The following is a 15,460-nucleotide window of genomic DNA, read 5'->3' on the forward strand; positions in this document are numbered from 1 at the left end:
GTCCCCGCCGAGGCGGGGACTTTTGCATGTCGGGAGGAGGCGGTCGCGCTCAGACGAGCGGCTGGAGCTCGACGAGCACCGGGCACCCGTGTCCGGGGAAGCGCACGACGAAGTCCACCGCCGCCGCCACGTCCTCGGGCTGGAGCAGCGACGTCGGGTCCTCCACGCCCTGCGGCGAGAGGAGCCCGGCTCCCGCCGCGACGAGGCCGGGGGACACGACGCTGACCCGGACGCCGTGGCGCTTGACGTCGAGGAAGCTCGCGGCGGCCAGCGCCGCCAGGCCGTGCTTGCTCGCGACGTAGGCGGCGTTGTCGGGGAACACCCGGTGGGCGGCGCCGGACCCGACGAGGACGAGGGTGCTGGGCGACGTCGTCACCAGCCGCGTGAGCAGCTGCGGCGTGGCGCGGGCAGCGGCCACCAGGTTCACGTCCAGCAGGTGCGCCCAGGCGTCCGGGTCGGCCTCGTGGGCCGGTCCCCAGTCGAAGACGCCGACGGCCCAGACCACCACGTCGAGCGGGGACGGGGCCTCGCCGTCCAGCCGGGTCAGCCCCGCGCGGACCGCCTCGGCATCGGTCACGTCGACCTCCTGCGTCGACACCGAGCGACCGTGCTCCGCCACGAGCGCCGCCAACCGCGGCTCCGACCTGCCCCAGGCCGACACTGACCGCCCGCCTGCCACCAGCCGCCGCACTATCGCGGCGCCGATGTCGCTCGTGGCCCCGACGACCAACGCGTGTCCTGACGTCATGCGGCCAGTGTGCCCCTGCCGTCCGACGCTGGTGCCCGACGCTGATGTCCGACGCTGGTTCCCGACGTACCGGCTCGCGCGTGCGGCGCCGGATATCGGTAGGGCTACGGATGCGGCGCGACCGGCCCGGCCGTCAGGCTCGGAGCACGCCATCGCTCCAGGAGACCGACATGTACACCACCCTTCGCCGCAGTGCGCACGCCGACCAGCTCGAGGCCGAGCTGCGCGACGCCCGCTGCTGCGACGCCCGCCGGCGGTGCGTCGGCTGCCAGGCCAAGGCCGACGAGATCCGCGCGGCCCGCCGCGACGCGATCATCTACTCGCTCAGCACCGTCAGGCCACGCCGCCCGGTGTCGTGACCGGGGCCGAACCGCGCACACGGACCGGGTACGCGCCAGCCGGACCCACATGCGGCCGGTCGCAGCCGCCCCAGTCGCCGGGCGAGCGGCGTGACGGTTCCCACGCCACTTCGTCCGGATCGGCCCCTACGGTCGACCCATGACCGCCTCCTACCCCGATCACGCTGTCCCCGTCGCCCAGGTCGACGCCGGCCGCGAGCCTGTCGCCCGCCGGTGCGCCACCTCGTCCGGTGGTGCGGTGCGCCATGGCTGAGTTCGGCGAGGAGGACCTCAGCGGGTCGACGTTCGACCGGACCGACCTCAGTGGATCCACGTTCCGGGCGGCCTCGCTGAGCAACGTCACCATCCGGGGCACCGACCTGCACCACGTGAGGATGACCGGCGTCGAGCTCTGGGACGTCGACATCAGCGGCGAGATCAAGGACCTGCGGATCAACGGGGTCGACGTGACGGCCTACGTCGAGGCCGAGGTGGCCCGCCGCGAGCCGGACCTGGCGAAGATGCGTCCGGAGGACCCCGCCGGCTTCCAGGAGGCCTGGGCCCTGCTCGAGCAGCGATGGGACAGCACCGTCGGGCGGGCCCGGCGCCTGGACCCGCAGCAGCTCCACGAGCAGGTCGACGGCGAGTGGTCCTTCATCGAGACGCTGCGGCACCTCTCCTTCGCGACCGCCTCATGGGTCCACCGTGCGATCAACGGCGAGTCGGCCCCGTGGCACCCGCTCGACCTGCCGTGGGACGAGGCGCCCGAGGGCAGCTTCCCGCGCGACCGCGCCGCCCGACCCTCGCTGGACGAGGTCCTGGAGGTCCGCCGCGCCCGGCAGGCCGACGTACGCCGCGTCATCGAGGGGCTCACCGAGGAGTCGCTCGCGGCCGAGACGACCCCGCCTGACGACGGCGGCTGGCCGCCGCCGCGTCCCTTCACGGTGAAGGAGTGCCTGTCGATCGTGCTCAACGAGGAGTGGTGGCACCGGACGTACGCCGAGCGTGACCTCGCCGTCCTCGAGACACGAGCCCAGTAGCCACGTTCCTGCAGCGCCCGCGCCTGTCTGCGTCGGTGGAAGCGGGGTCGCCGTTGGAGAGGCGGTCGGGGGGTGTCCGGTGTGGTGGGCCACTGCGGCGCCACTCGTCGTACGTCCGGGGCCCGGGCCGTGCTCGAACGTCACAGCCGGCTCATGAACCGCTCCGCGTCCACCACGACCCGCGTGATCTCCCCGGCCGCGAGCACCTTCCCGCCTGCGGTGTCCCGGGCGCTGACCGTGAAGCGGTGCAGGCGCCCGTCCTCGTAGGCGCTCGACGCGCTCACCTCGACGGTCGCCCCGACCGGGCTGGCCGCGAGGTGCTCGACCTGCACGCGGGTGCCCACGCTCGTGGCTCCCTCGGGCAGGACCGGGTCGAGGCAGGCGCAGGTGGCTGCCTCCAGCCAGGCGAGCAGCCGCGGCGTGCCGAGCACGGGGAGGGAGCCGCTGCCCACCGCCTCGGCGGTGTCCTCGTCGGAGACCGTGAAGGTCAGCGTGGCGGGCTCGGGGTGCGACATGGCGGGCCTTTCGGAACTTCGTCGGACGGTGAGGCAACCTGAGGAGCACCCACACGTCTACCAGACATGAGCGCGAGGACCCTGGGCATGGAGCCATCAGTGGACATCACTGAGCTCTACGCCGCCCACCGGCTGTCCCTGGTCCGGCTCGCGGTGCTGCTGGTCGACGACGTCGCCTCCGCCGAGGACGTCGTCCAGGACGCCTTCGCCGCGCTCGCCCGCCGCCCGGACGCGGTCCGGGACCCGTCGAAGGCGCTCGCCTACCTGCGCGTCTCGGTCGTCAACACCGCGCGCTCGTCGCTGCGACGACGGCGTACGGCGCGGGCGTACGCGCCGCCGCACGACCTGTCGCCGCCCACGCCCGAGGACAGCGCGGTGCTGGCGGAGGAGCACCGTGAGGTCATCGCCGCGCTGCAGCAGCTCGCGCCCCGGCAGCGGGAGGTGCTCGTCCTGCGCTACTGGTCGAACCTCTCCGAGGCGGAGATCGCCCGGACGCTCGACATCAGCCAGGGCACCGTCAAGTCGACCGCCAGCCGTGCGCTGGTCGCCCTGGAGAAGGCCATGCACGCCCACGTCGGACAGCGAGCGGGAGGGGAGGGGTCATGAGCACCACGCCACGCACGACCACTGACGTCGAGGAGCGGCTGCGGGCCGCGCTGGCGGCGCGCGCCGACCTCGTCGGGCCCGACGACCTGACCGCGACGGCCCCGGCGCCGGTCGTGCCGCTGCGCTCCCGCTGGGCGTCGCCGTGGGTCCTCGTCGCCGCGGCGGCTGCCGTCCTGCTGGTGCTCGGCGTGGTCCTCGCCGGACTGCCGTCCCGCCAGCGGTCCGACGACGTCGCGCCGAGCCCCGAGGAGCCGCGCATCGAGCTGCCCGCCGACGTGGGACGCGAGTGGCAGGCCGACGACCTGTCGTCGGTCGAGCGCCTCGACCTCGACGGTGACGGCACGGACGAGGAGGTCGAGTTCCTGGCGGAGCCGAGCAAGGACTTCGACGGCCGCACCCGGATCGAGACGACGCTCAGCTCGACGGGGGAGGAGGCGTACGGCATCGTGCAGCTCTCCACCACCATCGGCACCGACGCCCTCGACCCGATCGACGCCGACGGGGACGGCGACCAGGAGCTCGTCCTCTACGACGACGACCCGAGCGCCGTCGGCGGCGGCGGGTATCCCCTCGTCCTTGACCTGCGCGACGGCCTCCTGGTGCAGGCGGCGGTCGAGGATCCCGACCTGCTGGTCCGCGGCAGCGTGCCGGTGCCGGGGGAGGGGACCGAGCACTACGATGTCGTGCGCCTCCACGACTACTGGGTCGAGGACGGCCGGCTGTGGTCGGGCCGCTCGCGCAACGCGTACGCCGCCGGAAACATGACGCTCCACCGACCCGAGCGCGTCGTGCTCGAGGCCTGGACGTGGGCCCTCGACGACGCGGGCGTCCTGCGCGCGTCGGACCCCACGTGCCGCACGGACGTCCTCGGCGAGCGCGGGACCTGCGAGCCCGGCGAGGCCGACTCGCTGCCGCGGCTCGGACCCGCCGCGACGGGCACGATCGGCGAGGGGGAGCAGGCCGACTACGGCGAGGGCTTCTTCTTCACCGGCGCTGTCGCCGACGGCGCGCTCGTCGCCCGGGTGGGCGACGCGGGCGAGATGCGGCTCGACCTGGCCGTGGACGACCCGCTGCTCAACACCCGGCAGCCCACCGGGGTCTTCTACGACGGCGCCTCCTTCGTGGTCACCTCCGCCTCCGACCCCGCGCTGGTCCAGGTCGTGGTCCAGCGCGGCGACGTCCTGAGGGTGGTGGAGCCGGTCGGCGAGGTCCCGCTGCGCGACGACGGCGACGTCCGGACGTGGCTGACGCGCGACGGTGCGCTCGTCACCGCGGTGGCGGACGGCGACGCGTGGCGGACGTGGCAGTGGGAGATGGTGTCCGGCACCGAGATCGCCGCACTGCCCACCGGCACCGTCTGCTTCGACGACGTCGAGGACCCGGCGACCGCGCGCGCCTGCTGAGGGCCTGCTCAGGCTCCAGGCGCTCAGAAGGGCTTGGCGAACGCGATCAGGTCGACGCCCGGCATCGGGGACCAGTCACGCTGCGGGTCGCGGACGTAGCCGAGCCGGGCGTAGACGCGGTGGGCGGCGACCATGGTGGCGAGGGAGGACAGCGCCATGCCCGTCGCGCCGTGGAGCCTGGCCCGCTCCTCGCAGAGGGTGGCGAGGGCCGTGCCGGCGCCCGCACCCTGGGCTGCCGGGTCGACCGCCAGCATCCGGAACTCGCCCTCGTCGCTGCGACCGATCTCGCGCCACGGCGACCCCGGTGGGCAGAAGGTGACGTTGCCGAGGAGCCGGTCGCCGTCGACCGCCACCCAGACCTCGGCCTCGGCGTCGCGCCGGGCGACGTCGTGCAGCCGCGCGCGGTAGTCGTCCTCGGCGCCGGTGAGGAACGGCTCGTAGGCGGCCACGCACACGTCCCCGGCCGCGGCGTGCTCGCCGGGCCGGATGCGACGCAGCTCCACCTCAGATGCCGAAGGTGGAGCGGGGATAGGCCGCCTCGACGTCGGTGATCACGTTGACCAGGTAGGGGACGCCGGCGGCATAGGCGCGGTCGAGGGCCGGCCCGATCTCCTTCGGGTCCGAGACCGTCTCGCCGGCACCCCCCAGCGCCTTCACCACGTCGTCGTACGGCGTGCGCTGCCCGAGGTCGGCCGCGACGTCGTAGCCGTAGAGCATCTGCATCGGGCCCTTCTCCAGGCCCCAGGCGGAGTTGTTGCCCATGACCATGACGACCGGCAGGTCGTGGCGGACCAGCGTGTCGACGTCCATCAGCGAGAAGCCGGCGGCACCGTCGCCCAGCAGGAGGGTGACCTGCGCGCTCGGCCGGGCGATGCGAGCGGCGATCGCGGCACCGAGTCCCGCGCCGAGGCACCCGTAGGGACCGGGGTCGAGCCAGCCGCCGGGCCGCTTGGGCTCGACGTACTTGCCGGCGAACGACACGAAGTCGCCGCCGTCGCCGATGACGACCGAGTCGTCCTCGAGGCGGGGCACCAGCTCGCCGTAGATGCGGGCGGGGTGGATCGGGTCGGCCTCGGCGGTGAGCAGCTGCGCGTCGCGCTCGGCGGCGGCGCGGACCTGGTCGGCGAGCTGGTCGGACCACGCCGACCAGTCGGGCTTGTCGCCGCGCTCGATGGCGGCCTGGAGGCCGTCGAGGACCGTGGTGAGGTCGCCGGAGACGGACGCGGCGAGCTCGGCGTGGCCGGAGACCTGGCCGGGGGAGTCGGCGACGTGCACGACGCGGGCGAACTCGCCCTGCGGGTTCTTGTCGGGGCCGCCGAAGAGGCCGTAGCCGAGCCGGAAGTCGAGCGGCGTCCCGACCACGACCACCAGGTCGGCGCCGGACAGCGCGGCACCGCGCGCCTTGGTGACCAGGCTGCGGTGGCCGCCGGGGATGACGCCGCGACCCATGCCGTTGGTGAGCGTCGGGATGCCGAGGTCCTCCACGAAGCGCAGCGCCGCGCTCTCGGCGTGGTCGGCCCACACGTCTGTGCCCAGGATCAGCACCGGCCGCTGCGCCTGCGCGAGCAGCCGGGCGACGGCGTTGATCGCGTCGGCGTCGGGCTCGACGCGGGTGCCCTCGCCCGTCGCGGCCGAGCCGGAGGCCGAGTTGAAGAACTCGTCCATCGGTACGTCGACGAAGACCGGCCCGCGGTGGCTGGAGCGGGCGAGCGTGAACGCGTCGTCCATGCCGGCGGCGACCTCGCCGGCCGTCATGAGCGTCCTCGCCGCCTTGGCGACGGGCGCGATGATCGGCGGCTGGTCGAGCTCCTGCAGCGAGCCGGTGCCCCAGCGGTTCTGCGGCGCGCGGCCGCCGACGACGACCATCGGGGACCCGGCGAACTGCGCCTGGGCGATCGCGCTGATGCCGTTGGTGACGCCCGGCCCGGCGGTGAGCACGGCGAGGCCGGGGACGCGGGTGAGCTTGCCGGTGGCCTCGGCGGCGAACGCAGCGGTCTGCTCGTGGCGCACGTCGAGCAGGCGCATCGGCGGGCCCTGCCCCTCCTGCTGCGTCTTCACGGCGCCGTCGTACATGGGGAACACGTGGGCGCCGGAGAGGGTGAACATCGTCTCGACGCCGTGGGCCCGCGCGACGTGGACGGCCAGCTCGCCGCTGTGGCCGGAGATCTCGTTGGTCTCGCTCATGCCCGCAGGTTAGCCGTTGTCTACTCGCAGGTAGGGGGCGTTGGTCATCCGGAGCGCCTCGATCACGACCAGCAGCAGGTCGGGGCGCACGGTGGGCGGGTCCGGGGCCAGCGACAGCTGCACGAACAGCGCCCGGAGGAGCCCCTGCGGACCGGCGGTCGGGGCGAACGGGTCGTGGTCGACCGGGCCGCCGAACGGGTTGGCCGCCGCGCCGATGCGGTGCACCCACGGCTCGAGGACGTCGGTGGCGAGGGTGTTGCGACGGAGGATGCGCAGCGCTGCGTGGGCGATCCGGTCGGGCTCGCCGGCGGCGAGCGGGGCCTCGGCCGGCTGCTGGAGGAGCCGCTCGGCGAGGATGTCGAGCAGGAGCGCGTGCTCGGGACCGGCCAGGTGCGGCGACTCGCCGAGCGCGCCGATCGTGTCGGCGCCGTGGGCGATCGCGTGCGCCCAGCCCTTGCCCAGCACGAAGCCGCGGGTGTCCTGCTCGGTGAGGAACCAGGTGGCGATGCGGTCGCCCCACTCCATCACCTTGGCGGCGGGCAGCAGGTGCTGCTCGTTGTCGCGCTCGAGGCACTCGGCCAGGACCAGCGCGCTGAAGCTGCGGCGGAACACCGTGTCGGTGCCCGACTCGCCCTGCCCCACGGCGAGCCCGGCGACCATGCCGTCACCGAGGCCGGTGAGCAGGTCGTCGTAGACGCCGCGGTCGATCCACGTCGCCAGCGCGGGGTAGGCGGTGCCGTCTCGGACCTCGGGGCTGGTCGAGCCGAGCATCGTGGTGAGCTCGGCGGTGAGGTCGTCGAGGGGGCGGTCGCCGGGGACCTCGAACCCGGTGGCCTGCACCTGGTCCCAGTAGCCGATCGACATGGCTCCATCCTGCCAGTCGCCCCCGACCCCGCCATAGGCTGGTCCGGTGCCCTCCCTCCACGAGCTCGTGCGAGCCCACACCGACCTCGTCGAGGACGACGTCACGTGGCTGCAGCGGCTCATGGCGGACTGGCAGATCCTCGCCGACCTCTCCTTCGCCGACCTCGTGCTGTGGCTGCCGGACCGCGAGGACAAGGGCTACTGGGCCGGCGGGCAGATGCGGCCCACCACCGGGCCGACGGCCCTCGTCGACGACGTGCTGGGGACCTTCATCCCCACCGGGCGCCGCCGGATGCTCGACGAGGCCTTCGCCACCGGGCGGCTCGTGCGCGAGGGCGACCCCGAGTGGCGCGACGACGTGCCGGTGCGGGTGGAGGTCATCCCGGTGCGCCGCGCCGGCCGGGTGATCGCCACCATCGCCCGCAACACCAACCTGCTCGGCGTACGCACGCCCAGCCGCCTCGAGCTCAGCTACCTCCAGACGGCGGCCGACCTGACCCAGATGATCGCCGCGGGCCACTTCCCGCTGCCGGGCCAGCGCAGCGACCACGCCGACTCGCCGCGGGTGGGCGACGGGTTCGTGCGGCTCGACCCCGCGGGCAGGGTCGTCTACGCCAGCCCCAACGGGCTCTCGGCCTACCGCCGCCTCGGGCTCCACGGCGACCTGACCGGCCTGGTGCTGACCGACCTCACCCGCGACCTCGTCCCGGCCCGCAAGCGGCTCGACGAGGAGACGCTGAGCGCCGTCCTCGGGGGACGCGACGGCCGGGCGACCGAGGTCGGCACCGACGAGGTCACCCTCATCGTGCGCAGCATCCCGCTGCGTCCCCAGGGGGACCGCAGCGGAGCCCTGCTGCTGGTGCGCGACGTGACCGAGCTGCGCAGCCGCGACCGTGAGCTCGTCACCAAGGACGTCACCATCCGCGAGATCCACCACCGGGTGAAGAACAACCTGCAAACCGTGGCCGCGCTGCTGCGCCTGCAGGCGCGGCGCACGCAGGCCGAGGACGCGAAGGCGGCCCTCGAGGAGGCCGTACGCCGGGTGGGGTCCATCGCGATCGTCCACGAGACGCTCAGCCAGGCGGTCGAGGAGACCGTCGACTTCGACGAGATCGCCGACCGACTCGGCGCGATGGTGGTCGACGTGAGCGGGGTGGAGGTCCCGGTGCGGGTGGTGCGCGAGGGGTCGTTCGGCAAGCTGCCCTCCGAGGCCGCGACCCCGCTCGCCATGGTCCTCACCGAGGTCCTGCAGAACGCGGTCGAGCACGGCTACACCGGCGGCTCGCACGCTGACGGGTCCGGGCCGGCCGCCGGCCGCGTCGTGGTCACCGCGCGCCGCATCGTGGGGCGGCTGCACATGGTCGTCGAGGACGACGGCCGGGGCCTGCCCGGCGGGTTCGACCTCGACACCTCGACGCAGCTGGGGCTGTCGATCGTGCGCACGCTCGTCGAGTCGGAGCTGGGCGGCGTGCTGGAGATCGGCCCGGGGAGCCGCGGCACGCGGGTGCAGGCGGACCTGCCCGTCGAGTGAGCCGGAGGGGCGAGCGGGAGCGGGCCGGTACAGACCCGACCCGCCCGGGGTCAGGCGGTGCGGATGCGGGCGCGGGCGTTGCGGCGCTTGAGTGCGCGCCTCTCGTCCTCGCTCAGGCCTCCCCAGACCCCGTGGTCCTGCCCGGCCTCGAGGGCCCACGCGAGGCACTGCTCGCGCACCTCGCAGCGACGGCACACCTGCTTGGCCTCCTCGATCTGGAGGATGGCCGGTCCGGTGTTGCCGATCGGGAAGAACAGCTCAGGGTCCTCGTCGAGGCATGCAGAGCGACTGCGCCAATCCATGAGTGGGGAATTCCCTCTTTCCAAGTCACAGGCAGTTGCTGTTGTCGGACATTCAGCTGAGCCCGGGCGCGAGAAGCGCAGCGACAAGACTCGCAACCTTTGAACGTTCACACAACCCCATCAGGTGGTCGTGTCCGTCACAACTACAGTTGCGCAGTGCCCGTTACCTCGTCCGGTATACCCGATGGCCGACCCGATGGTGCGGAGCCCGTCCCACCGCCGCCGCTCGTGGTGGCCGCGTCCCTCGTCGCGGTGGAGTCCCTCCTCCTGGCCGGGCTGGGCGTCCTCGAGCTGGCCAACCTCCGCGCGATCCGGCTCACCATGGGCGTCACCACGGCGATCTTCTTCCTCGCCGCGGCGGCCGGACTGGCGTTCTGCGCCTGGTCGCTGCGACGCGTACGCCGCTGGGCGCGCGGCCCCGTGGTGATGGCCCAGCTCATCCAGCTCGGGATCGCGTGGAACCTGCGCGACGGCTCGACCCGGGCGCTGGCCGTCGGGCTGGCGATCGCGGCGGTGGTGGTCATCGCCGGTCTCCTGCACCCGGCCACGACCGCGGTCCTCGAGGAGGACGCGCGGATGCCGGACTGACCGGCCGGCCCGATGGGCCCGCTCGGCTCAGTCGGCCTCGAGCGAGGTGCGCAGCTGGGCCAGCGTGCGGGTCAGCAGGCGCGACACGTGCATCTGGGAGACGCCGATCTCCTCGGCGATCTGCGACTGCGTCATGTTCTTGAAGAAGCGCAGCAGCAGGATCCGCTTCTCGCGCTCCCCGAGCCCCTCGAGCAGCGGCTTGATGGACTCGCGGATCTCGACGTGCTCGATGTTGGCGTCCTCCACGCCGAGGCTCGCGAGCATCGCCGGAGGACCGTCGTCGCTGTCGTCGGAGGCGTCGAGGGAGAGCGTCGCGTAGGCGTGCGAGGACTCGATGCCCTCCATGATCTCCTCCACCGTGCAGCCGATGACCTCGGCGAGCTCGCGGGGGGTGGGGGAGCGGCCGAGCTTCTGCGTCAGCTCCCCGGTCGCGCCCCCGATCTGCATGCGCAGCTCCTGGAGCCGGCGCGGCACCCGGATCGCCCACCCCTTGTCGCGGAAGTGGCGCTTGATCTCGCCGATGACCGTCGGCGTCGCGTAGGTCGAGAACTCGACCCCCCGGTCGGTCTCGAAGCGGTCGACGGCCTTGATCAGGCCGATGGTGCCGACCTGCACCAGGTCCTCGAACGGCTCCCCGCGGTTGCGGAAGCGGCGCGCGCAGTGCTCGACCAGCGAGAGGTGCAGGTGCACCAGGTCGTCGCGCGCGACCGAGCGCTCGGCGTCGCCGGCGTCGGCGTCGCGCAGCACCGCGAACAGCTCGGCGCTGCGCGTGCGTACGTGATCCAGACCGCTGAGCACGACGTCCTCGTCGATCTCGCGGTCGACGGCAGCCTCGACTGCCTCGTCCCCCGTGTCTGTGCTCATGTCAGAGCTCGGCACCCGTCATTCCCGCAGTGATCGTCGAGGCGACCGTGAAGCGGACCCTGAAGCGTCCGCCCTCCGATCCCGCCGACGCGTCCTGCGCCATCGTGTCGAGCACCTGCCAGGCGAAGCTCTCGGTGTCGAGCGGAGGGTCGTCGCGCGCCTCCGTCTCGAGCACGACGGTCATCGACCCACGCCCGAAGACGAACTGCGCCACGAGATCGGTCCCCGGGTCGGCGGCCGGGATCGCCAGGGCCGTCGCCTCTCCGATCGCGATGCGCAGGTCCTCGATGTCGTCGATGGTGAAGTCCAGCCGCGCCGCGAGCCCGGCTGCCGTCGTGCGGACGATCGTCGCGTAGGCACCCTCGGCCGGAAGTCGGAGCTCGACGTCGGCGCGAGAGCCCCCCGTGTGATCTGCCATCTGCGTCCATGTCCCGTCGTCGAGCGGATCTGCTGGCCCACACAGTAACCGGGCCCGGCCTCCACGATGCGTGGCGACCGGGCCCGGTGGGGTCCGTGCGAGACGGAGAAGGCGGAGCAGCGAGCTGCTGGGAGGAAGGCCTCAGCGGCCCCCGCTCCGCGGTGTCGAGAAGCGGAGCAGCAAGCTGCTGGGAAGAAGGCCTCAGCTGCCCCCGCTCCGCGGTGTCGAGAAGCGGAGCAGCAAGCTGCTGGGAAGAAGGTCTCAGCGGCCCCCGCTCCGCGGTGTCCGCTCAGGCCTTCTTCGTCTCCCAGAAGATCTCCGCGATCTCGTCGATCTTGGCGAGCAGCTGGTCGGCCACCTCGGCGTCGAGGACGGCCTTGGTGCCGCCACCTCCGCCGGCGAGCTTGGTCGCCTCGTTGACGAGGGTGTGCAGCTGCGGGTACTTCTCGAAGTGCGGCGGCTTGAAGTAGTCGGTCCACAGCACCCACAGGTGGTGCTTGACCAGCTCGGAGCGCTGCTCCTTGATGAGGATCGCGCGCGTGCGGAAGTCGGGGTCGTCGTTGTCGGCGACCTTGGCGATGATCGCCTTGATCGACTCCGCCTCGATGCGCGCCTGGGCGGGGTCGTAGACACCGCAGGGCAGGTCGCAGTGGGCGGAGACCTCGACAGTCGGGGCAAGCAGGTGGCGAAGCATCGGGTTCCTCTCGATCGGGAAAGGTGTCTGTCCGGACGGTGTGCCGTCCGGCAGAGGGCATCTGGCTGCGACACTACTCCGCGTGCAACGGCGTCGACAGCGGGGTCTCGCCCCGGCGGGGGGTGCCCCCCGACCGCCGTTCGGGACCGCGGTGGTCCGCGGCCGGTCGATGCTCCCGACCCTGCGCGAGGGCGACCTCCTGCTCGTGCGCCACGGCGTCCGGGTGCGCCCGGGGGACCTGGTCGTGGCCCGCTTCCCGGACGGCACGCTGACCGTCAAGCGGGCGCTGGAGCGGCGGCGTACGAGGGCAGGTGCGGACGCCTGGTGGCTGGTCAGCGACAACCCCGACGAGGGGGTCGACTCGCGCCACCGCGGGCCCGTCGCGGACGACCAGGTGCTGGCCGTCGTACGCCTGCGGGTGTGGCCCTTGCCACGTCTGGGACGCCCCCGTCGGGGCCCCTGAGCTGTGCGAGGATCCCCGGCATGGCCTCGCTTCACCCGCACGCGGGCGATCCAGTGTTCGACCTGCACCTCGGCGGCAAGATGGAGACCGTGTCGACGGTGGCCCTGCACGGCCCCGACGAGCTGTCCCTCGCCTACACGCCGGGCGTGGCGCGCGTGTGCGAGGCCATCGCCGCCGACCCCTCGATGACCCAGCACTACACCTGGGTGCCCAACACGGTCGCGATCGTCACCGACGGCACCGCGGTCCTCGGCCTCGGCAACATCGGCCCGGCCGCCGCGATGCCGGTGATGGAGGGCAAGGCGGTGCTGTTCAAGCAGTTCGGCGGCGTCGACGCCGTGCCCATCTGCCTGGACACGACCGACGTCGAGGAGATCATCGAGACGGTCGTCCGGCTGGCGCCCAGCTTCGGGGGCGTCAACCTCGAGGACATCTCCGCCCCGCGCTGCTTCGAGATCGAGGCGCGCCTCAAGGAGCGCCTCGACATCCCGGTCTTCCACGACGACCAGCACGGCACCGCCGTGGTCGCGCTTGCCGCGCTCACCAACGCCCTCCGGCTGACCGGCCGCGACGCCGCCACCGTGCGCGTCGTGGTGCAGGGCGCCGGCGCCGCCGGCGTGGCGGTGGCCCGCATCCTGCTCGAGGCCGGGGTGCGCGACATCGTCGTCCTCGACCGCCGGGGCGTGCTCACGTCGGAGCGCTCCGACCTCACCGAGGTCAAGGCCGCGCTCGCCCGCGACACCGCCGACACGTTCGGCCGCCGTGGCGACCTCGCGGAGGTGATGGTGGGCGCGGACGTCTACATCGGCGTCTCCGGCGGCCAGGTGCCCGAGGAGGTCGTCGCCTCGATGGCCGCCGACGCGATCATCTTCGGACTGGCGAACCCGACCCCGGAGGTCCACCCCGACCTGGCGCACACGTACGCCCGGGTCGTGGCGACGGGCCGGTCGGACTTCCCCAACCAGATCAACAACGTGCTGGCCTTCCCGGGCATCTTCCGCGGCGCCTTCGACGTGCACGCCACGGCGATCACCGAGGGCATGAAGGTCGCCGCCGCCACGGCCCTGGCCGAGCTCGTCGGCCACGACCTGCGCGAGGACCTGGTGATCCCCTCGCCGTTCGACCCGCGGGTGCCGGGGGCGGTGCGCTCTGCGGTCGCCGAGGCCGCCCGGCGCGACGGGGTCGCCCGCCGCTGAACCGGGCGACGGTCAGTCGAGCAGCGCCGTGACGGTGCGGGTCTCGCCGTCGCGGGCCACCGCGAACTTCACGCCGTCGGCGTTGTCGAGGAACTCCCGGACGGCACCGAGCTCGAGGCCCGTCCGCTCCGCCACCGCGGTGTCGAGCACGCCGACCGCCGTCGCGTCGGTGTCGTCCGAGGCGGCCGCGTCTCCCTGCTGCGCCTCGCGCCACAGGCCGCGGATGGTCTCGTAGAGGTCGTCCGTCGTGGTGTCCAGGTCACTGGTCATGCCACGACCGTACCCACGTCCCGTCGTTCCAACCACGCCACCCGACGGCGCGGCCGTCTGGCCCCCGCGGACGAGGCGACGTCGGGACAACCGGGAGCCCACCGGCGGCGTCTCAACCGCAGGCGACACCCGCCGACATGGTCGCAGTGCCCATCGCACCGCGCGCGTACGAAGGTCCCTCATGTCTGTCCCACGCACCCTCGCGAGCAGTGCCCTGGCCCTGCTCGTGCCCGCAACCCTCCTGGCCGCGGCACAGCCCGGCTCGGCCACCGGTTCGGCCCCCGGCTCGAACGTCGGCTCGAACGTCGGGTCGATGGCCGACCCCGCCGAGCCCCCGGCGGCCAGCGTCTCGGTGCGCACGACGTCCCGGCAGCGCGTGACACTGGAGGCGCTGCCGCAGGTCGTGCAGCACGGCGCGCGGCCCGCCGACGCCGACCGGGCCAGGGCAGGGGTGACCGCCACCATCCGCCCGGTCCGTCCGGGTCGCCGGGTGCACCTGCACGTCCGCCGCGGCGAGGCCTGGGAGACGGTGACCACGGCCCGGCAGGACGCCCGGGGCCGGGCGCAGTTCGCGGCCGCCGGTTCCGAGGCCGGCGACCCGCTGACCTACCGCGTCAGGGCCGCCGCGGCGGGCGGTCTCCGCGCCGTCACGAGCGGCGTGGTGAGCACCGAGCGCTGGCTGGACGCCACCTGGACCGACGAGTTCTCCGGGACCCACCTCGGCCCCGAGTGGAGCCACCGCGGCCGCGACTACGTCGGCTCGAACCGCCGCTCGTGCTCCAAGGGTGACCCCAGCGCGGCGAGCGTCGGTGGAGGGGCCCTGCGGCTCAGCGTCGTCAAGGACCCCGAGGCGACGAGCAGGTGCCGCATCCGCGGTCGCGACGCGGTCGGCGGCAGGTTCGCCTACCGGCTCAACGGCCACGTCGGCACGCAGGGCGCCGTCTCCTTCCGCTACGGCGTCGCGGCGGCCCGCGTGAAGTTCCACCGCCTGCGTGGTCAGCACGGCGCGTTCTGGCTCCAGCCGGCCGCCGGCATGTACCCCGGCGCCACCGGGAGCGAGATCGACGTCGTGGAGTACTTCGGCGACCGCCACCCGCAAGGCGGCCTGGCCAGCTTCGTGCACCGCTACGACGGCCGGCGCCGGGTGTCGGCGGGCGGGTGGATCCCCGGCTCGGAGTCGTTCCTCGCCAGCCGGCGCGACGGCTGGTCGAAGAGCTACCACGTGTTCTCGGTGGAGTGGACGCCCCGCTCGCTGGTCTTCCGGATCGACGGCAAGGAGACCGGTCGGATGGGCCGCGGCGTGTCCGACGTCCGCCAGTTCCCGATCCTGAGCCTCATCGCCGCCGACTACGAGATCCCCAAGATCCAGGGGCGGCGCCTGCCCCAGCACATGTACGTGGACTGGGTGCGGGTGTGGGAGACCGGCGGCTGACGGC

The 15,460-nt window shown here is 73.4% G+C and carries 19 protein-coding genes; 9 read left to right on the forward strand and 10 right to left on the reverse strand.

Going from position 1 to position 15,460, the window contains the following annotated elements; all coding sequences use genetic code 11:
• Positions 1-49 precede the first annotated feature (49 nt).
• Positions 50-748 (reverse strand): SDR family oxidoreductase, encoded by a 699-nt coding sequence (locus SHK17_RS06525; protein WP_172270753.1) that lies wholly within the window; start codon positions 746-748, stop codon positions 50-52.
• Between the two features lie 170 nt (positions 749-918).
• On the opposite strand from SHK17_RS06525, the gene SHK17_RS06530 reads away from it, so the two are divergent.
• Both SHK17_RS06530 and SHK17_RS06535 read left to right on the forward strand, forming a co-directional pair.
• Complete coding sequence (locus SHK17_RS06530; protein ID WP_172270755.1) at positions 919-1,107, forward strand: hypothetical protein; 189 nt, start codon at positions 919-921, stop codon at positions 1,105-1,107.
• Positions 1,108-1,352: 245 nt separating this feature from the next.
• Complete coding sequence (locus SHK17_RS06535) at positions 1,353-2,126, forward strand: DinB family protein (protein ID WP_172270757.1); 774 nt, start codon at positions 1,353-1,355, stop codon at positions 2,124-2,126.
• A 140-nt stretch (positions 2,127-2,266) separates the two neighbouring features.
• On the opposite strand, the gene SHK17_RS06540 is transcribed toward SHK17_RS06535, so the two are convergent.
• Positions 2,267-2,641, reverse strand: a complete 375-nt coding sequence (locus SHK17_RS06540) for a thioesterase family protein (protein WP_172270759.1) — start codon at positions 2,639-2,641, stop codon at positions 2,267-2,269.
• Positions 2,642-2,728: 87 nt separating this feature from the next.
• Between SHK17_RS06540 and SHK17_RS06545 the strand changes: the two genes are divergently transcribed.
• Both SHK17_RS06545 and SHK17_RS06550 read left to right on the forward strand, forming a co-directional pair.
• Positions 2,729-3,247: an RNA polymerase sigma factor gene (locus SHK17_RS06545; protein ID WP_216652136.1), complete on the forward strand. Its 519-nt coding sequence runs from the start codon at positions 2,729-2,731 to the stop codon at positions 3,245-3,247.
• The gene (locus SHK17_RS06550; RefSeq protein ID WP_322921510.1) at positions 3,244-4,650 is read left to right on the forward strand and encodes a hypothetical protein; all 1,407 of its coding nucleotides are present in this window, start codon (positions 3,244-3,246) and stop codon (positions 4,648-4,650) included. Before SHK17_RS06545 ends, SHK17_RS06550 begins: the two co-directional genes overlap by 4 nt.
• Positions 4,651-4,673: 23 nt before the next feature.
• On the opposite strand, the gene SHK17_RS06555 is transcribed toward SHK17_RS06550, so the two are convergent.
• The 3 genes from SHK17_RS06555 to SHK17_RS06565 are packed head-to-tail and all read right to left on the reverse strand — an operon-like array spanning position 4,674 to position 7,698.
• Positions 4,674-5,153 carry a GNAT family N-acetyltransferase gene (locus SHK17_RS06555; protein ID WP_322424596.1) on the reverse strand — a complete coding sequence of 160 codons (480 nt, stop codon included), beginning with the start codon at positions 5,151-5,153 and terminating at the stop codon, positions 4,674-4,676.
• Position 5,154: 1 nt separating this feature from the next.
• Positions 5,155-6,834 carry an acetolactate synthase gene (locus tag SHK17_RS06560; protein WP_172270765.1) on the reverse strand — a complete coding sequence of 560 codons (1,680 nt, stop codon included), beginning with the start codon at positions 6,832-6,834 and terminating at the stop codon, positions 5,155-5,157.
• Positions 6,835-6,843: 9 nt separating this feature from the next.
• Positions 6,844-7,698, reverse strand: a complete 855-nt coding sequence (locus SHK17_RS06565; RefSeq protein ID WP_172270767.1) for a DUF2785 domain-containing protein — start codon at positions 7,696-7,698, stop codon at positions 6,844-6,846.
• Between the two features lie 46 nt (positions 7,699-7,744).
• On the opposite strand from SHK17_RS06565, the gene SHK17_RS06570 reads away from it, so the two are divergent.
• Entirely contained in the window at positions 7,745-9,229 is a 1,485-nt protein-coding gene (locus SHK17_RS06570; protein WP_322921511.1) for a sensor histidine kinase, read from the forward strand.
• A gap of 50 nt (positions 9,230-9,279) precedes the next feature.
• Here SHK17_RS06570 and SHK17_RS06575 read toward each other — a convergent pair whose 3' ends face one another.
• A complete protein-coding gene (locus SHK17_RS06575; RefSeq protein ID WP_056601527.1) occupies positions 9,280-9,531 on the reverse strand; it encodes a WhiB family transcriptional regulator in 252 nt (83 codons plus the stop codon).
• A gap of 252 nt (positions 9,532-9,783) precedes the next feature.
• Here SHK17_RS06575 and SHK17_RS06580 point away from each other — a divergent pair, with 252 nt between their 5' ends.
• Positions 9,784-10,119, forward strand: a complete 336-nt coding sequence (locus SHK17_RS06580; RefSeq protein WP_322424591.1) for a hypothetical protein — start codon at positions 9,784-9,786, stop codon at positions 10,117-10,119.
• Positions 10,120-10,146: 27 nt separating this feature from the next.
• Here SHK17_RS06580 and SHK17_RS06585 read toward each other — a convergent pair whose 3' ends face one another.
• The 3 genes from SHK17_RS06585 to sodN all read right to left on the reverse strand — a co-directional run bounded on the left by SHK17_RS06585 (position 10,147) and on the right by sodN (position 12,095).
• Positions 10,147-10,983 carry an RNA polymerase sigma factor SigF gene (locus tag SHK17_RS06585; RefSeq protein WP_322921512.1) on the reverse strand — a complete coding sequence of 279 codons (837 nt, stop codon included), beginning with the start codon at positions 10,981-10,983 and terminating at the stop codon, positions 10,147-10,149.
• Position 10,984: 1 nt separating this feature from the next.
• Positions 10,985-11,401, reverse strand: coding sequence for an ATP-binding protein (locus SHK17_RS06590; protein ID WP_322424589.1), 417 nt, complete (start codon positions 11,399-11,401; stop codon positions 10,985-10,987).
• Between the two features lie 289 nt (positions 11,402-11,690).
• Positions 11,691-12,095 carry a superoxide dismutase, Ni gene (sodN, locus tag SHK17_RS06595; protein WP_172270777.1) on the reverse strand — a complete coding sequence of 135 codons (405 nt, stop codon included), beginning with the start codon at positions 12,093-12,095 and terminating at the stop codon, positions 11,691-11,693.
• Positions 12,096-12,177: 82 nt separating this feature from the next.
• On the opposite strand from sodN, the gene SHK17_RS06600 reads away from it, so the two are divergent.
• Entirely contained in the window at positions 12,178-12,558 is a 381-nt protein-coding gene (locus tag SHK17_RS06600) for a S24/S26 family peptidase (protein ID WP_322921513.1), read from the forward strand.
• Positions 12,559-12,578: 20 nt separating this feature from the next.
• Entirely contained in the window at positions 12,579-13,754 is a 1,176-nt protein-coding gene (locus tag SHK17_RS06605; RefSeq protein WP_322921514.1) for an NAD(P)-dependent malic enzyme, read from the forward strand.
• Positions 13,755-13,766: 12 nt separating this feature from the next.
• On the opposite strand, the gene SHK17_RS06610 is transcribed toward SHK17_RS06605, so the two are convergent.
• Positions 13,767-14,024 carry a hypothetical protein gene (locus SHK17_RS06610; RefSeq protein WP_322921515.1) on the reverse strand — a complete coding sequence of 86 codons (258 nt, stop codon included), beginning with the start codon at positions 14,022-14,024 and terminating at the stop codon, positions 13,767-13,769.
• A gap of 181 nt (positions 14,025-14,205) precedes the next feature.
• Between SHK17_RS06610 and SHK17_RS06615 the strand changes: the two genes are divergently transcribed.
• The gene (locus SHK17_RS06615; RefSeq protein WP_322921516.1) at positions 14,206-15,456 is read left to right on the forward strand and encodes a glycoside hydrolase family 16 protein; all 1,251 of its coding nucleotides are present in this window, start codon (positions 14,206-14,208) and stop codon (positions 15,454-15,456) included.
• The last annotated feature ends 4 nt before the right edge of the window (positions 15,457-15,460 follow it).

It is taken from the genome of Nocardioides renjunii (genome assembly GCF_034661175.1).
Classification (GTDB): domain Bacteria; phylum Actinomycetota; class Actinomycetes; order Propionibacteriales; family Nocardioidaceae; genus Nocardioides; species Nocardioides renjunii.

Excerpts from the sequence above, each read along its gene's own strand:
- SHK17_RS06525 (WP_172270753.1), bottom strand. The coding sequence starts at position 748 with ATGACGTCAGGACACGCGTTGGTCGTCGGGGCCACGAGCGACATCGGC.
- SHK17_RS06530 (WP_172270755.1), top strand. The coding sequence starts at position 919 with ATGTACACCACCCTTCGCCGCAGTGCGCACGCCGACCAGCTCGAGGCC.
- SHK17_RS06535 (WP_172270757.1), top strand. The coding sequence starts at position 1,353 with ATGGCTGAGTTCGGCGAGGAGGACCTCAGCGGGTCGACGTTCGACCGG.
- SHK17_RS06540 (WP_172270759.1), bottom strand. The coding sequence starts at position 2,641 with ATGTCGCACCCCGAGCCCGCCACGCTGACCTTCACGGTCTCCGACGAG.
- SHK17_RS06545 (WP_216652136.1), top strand. The coding sequence starts at position 2,729 with ATGGAGCCATCAGTGGACATCACTGAGCTCTACGCCGCCCACCGGCTG.
- SHK17_RS06550 (WP_322921510.1), top strand. The coding sequence starts at position 3,244 with ATGAGCACCACGCCACGCACGACCACTGACGTCGAGGAGCGGCTGCGG.
- SHK17_RS06560 (WP_172270765.1), bottom strand. The coding sequence starts at position 6,834 with ATGAGCGAGACCAACGAGATCTCCGGCCACAGCGGCGAGCTGGCCGTC.
- SHK17_RS06565 (WP_172270767.1), bottom strand. The coding sequence starts at position 7,698 with ATGTCGATCGGCTACTGGGACCAGGTGCAGGCCACCGGGTTCGAGGTC.
- SHK17_RS06575 (WP_056601527.1), bottom strand. The coding sequence starts at position 9,531 with ATGGATTGGCGCAGTCGCTCTGCATGCCTCGACGAGGACCCTGAGCTG.
- SHK17_RS06585 (WP_322921512.1), bottom strand. The coding sequence starts at position 10,983 with ATGAGCACAGACACGGGGGACGAGGCAGTCGAGGCTGCCGTCGACCGC.
- SHK17_RS06590 (WP_322424589.1), bottom strand. The coding sequence starts at position 11,401 with ATGGCAGATCACACGGGGGGCTCTCGCGCCGACGTCGAGCTCCGACTT.
- sodN (WP_172270777.1), bottom strand. The coding sequence starts at position 12,095 with ATGCTTCGCCACCTGCTTGCCCCGACTGTCGAGGTCTCCGCCCACTGC.
- SHK17_RS06605 (WP_322921514.1), top strand. The coding sequence starts at position 12,579 with ATGGCCTCGCTTCACCCGCACGCGGGCGATCCAGTGTTCGACCTGCAC.
- SHK17_RS06610 (WP_322921515.1), bottom strand. The coding sequence starts at position 14,024 with ATGACCAGTGACCTGGACACCACGACGGACGACCTCTACGAGACCATC.
- SHK17_RS06615 (WP_322921516.1), top strand. The coding sequence starts at position 14,206 with ATGTCTGTCCCACGCACCCTCGCGAGCAGTGCCCTGGCCCTGCTCGTG.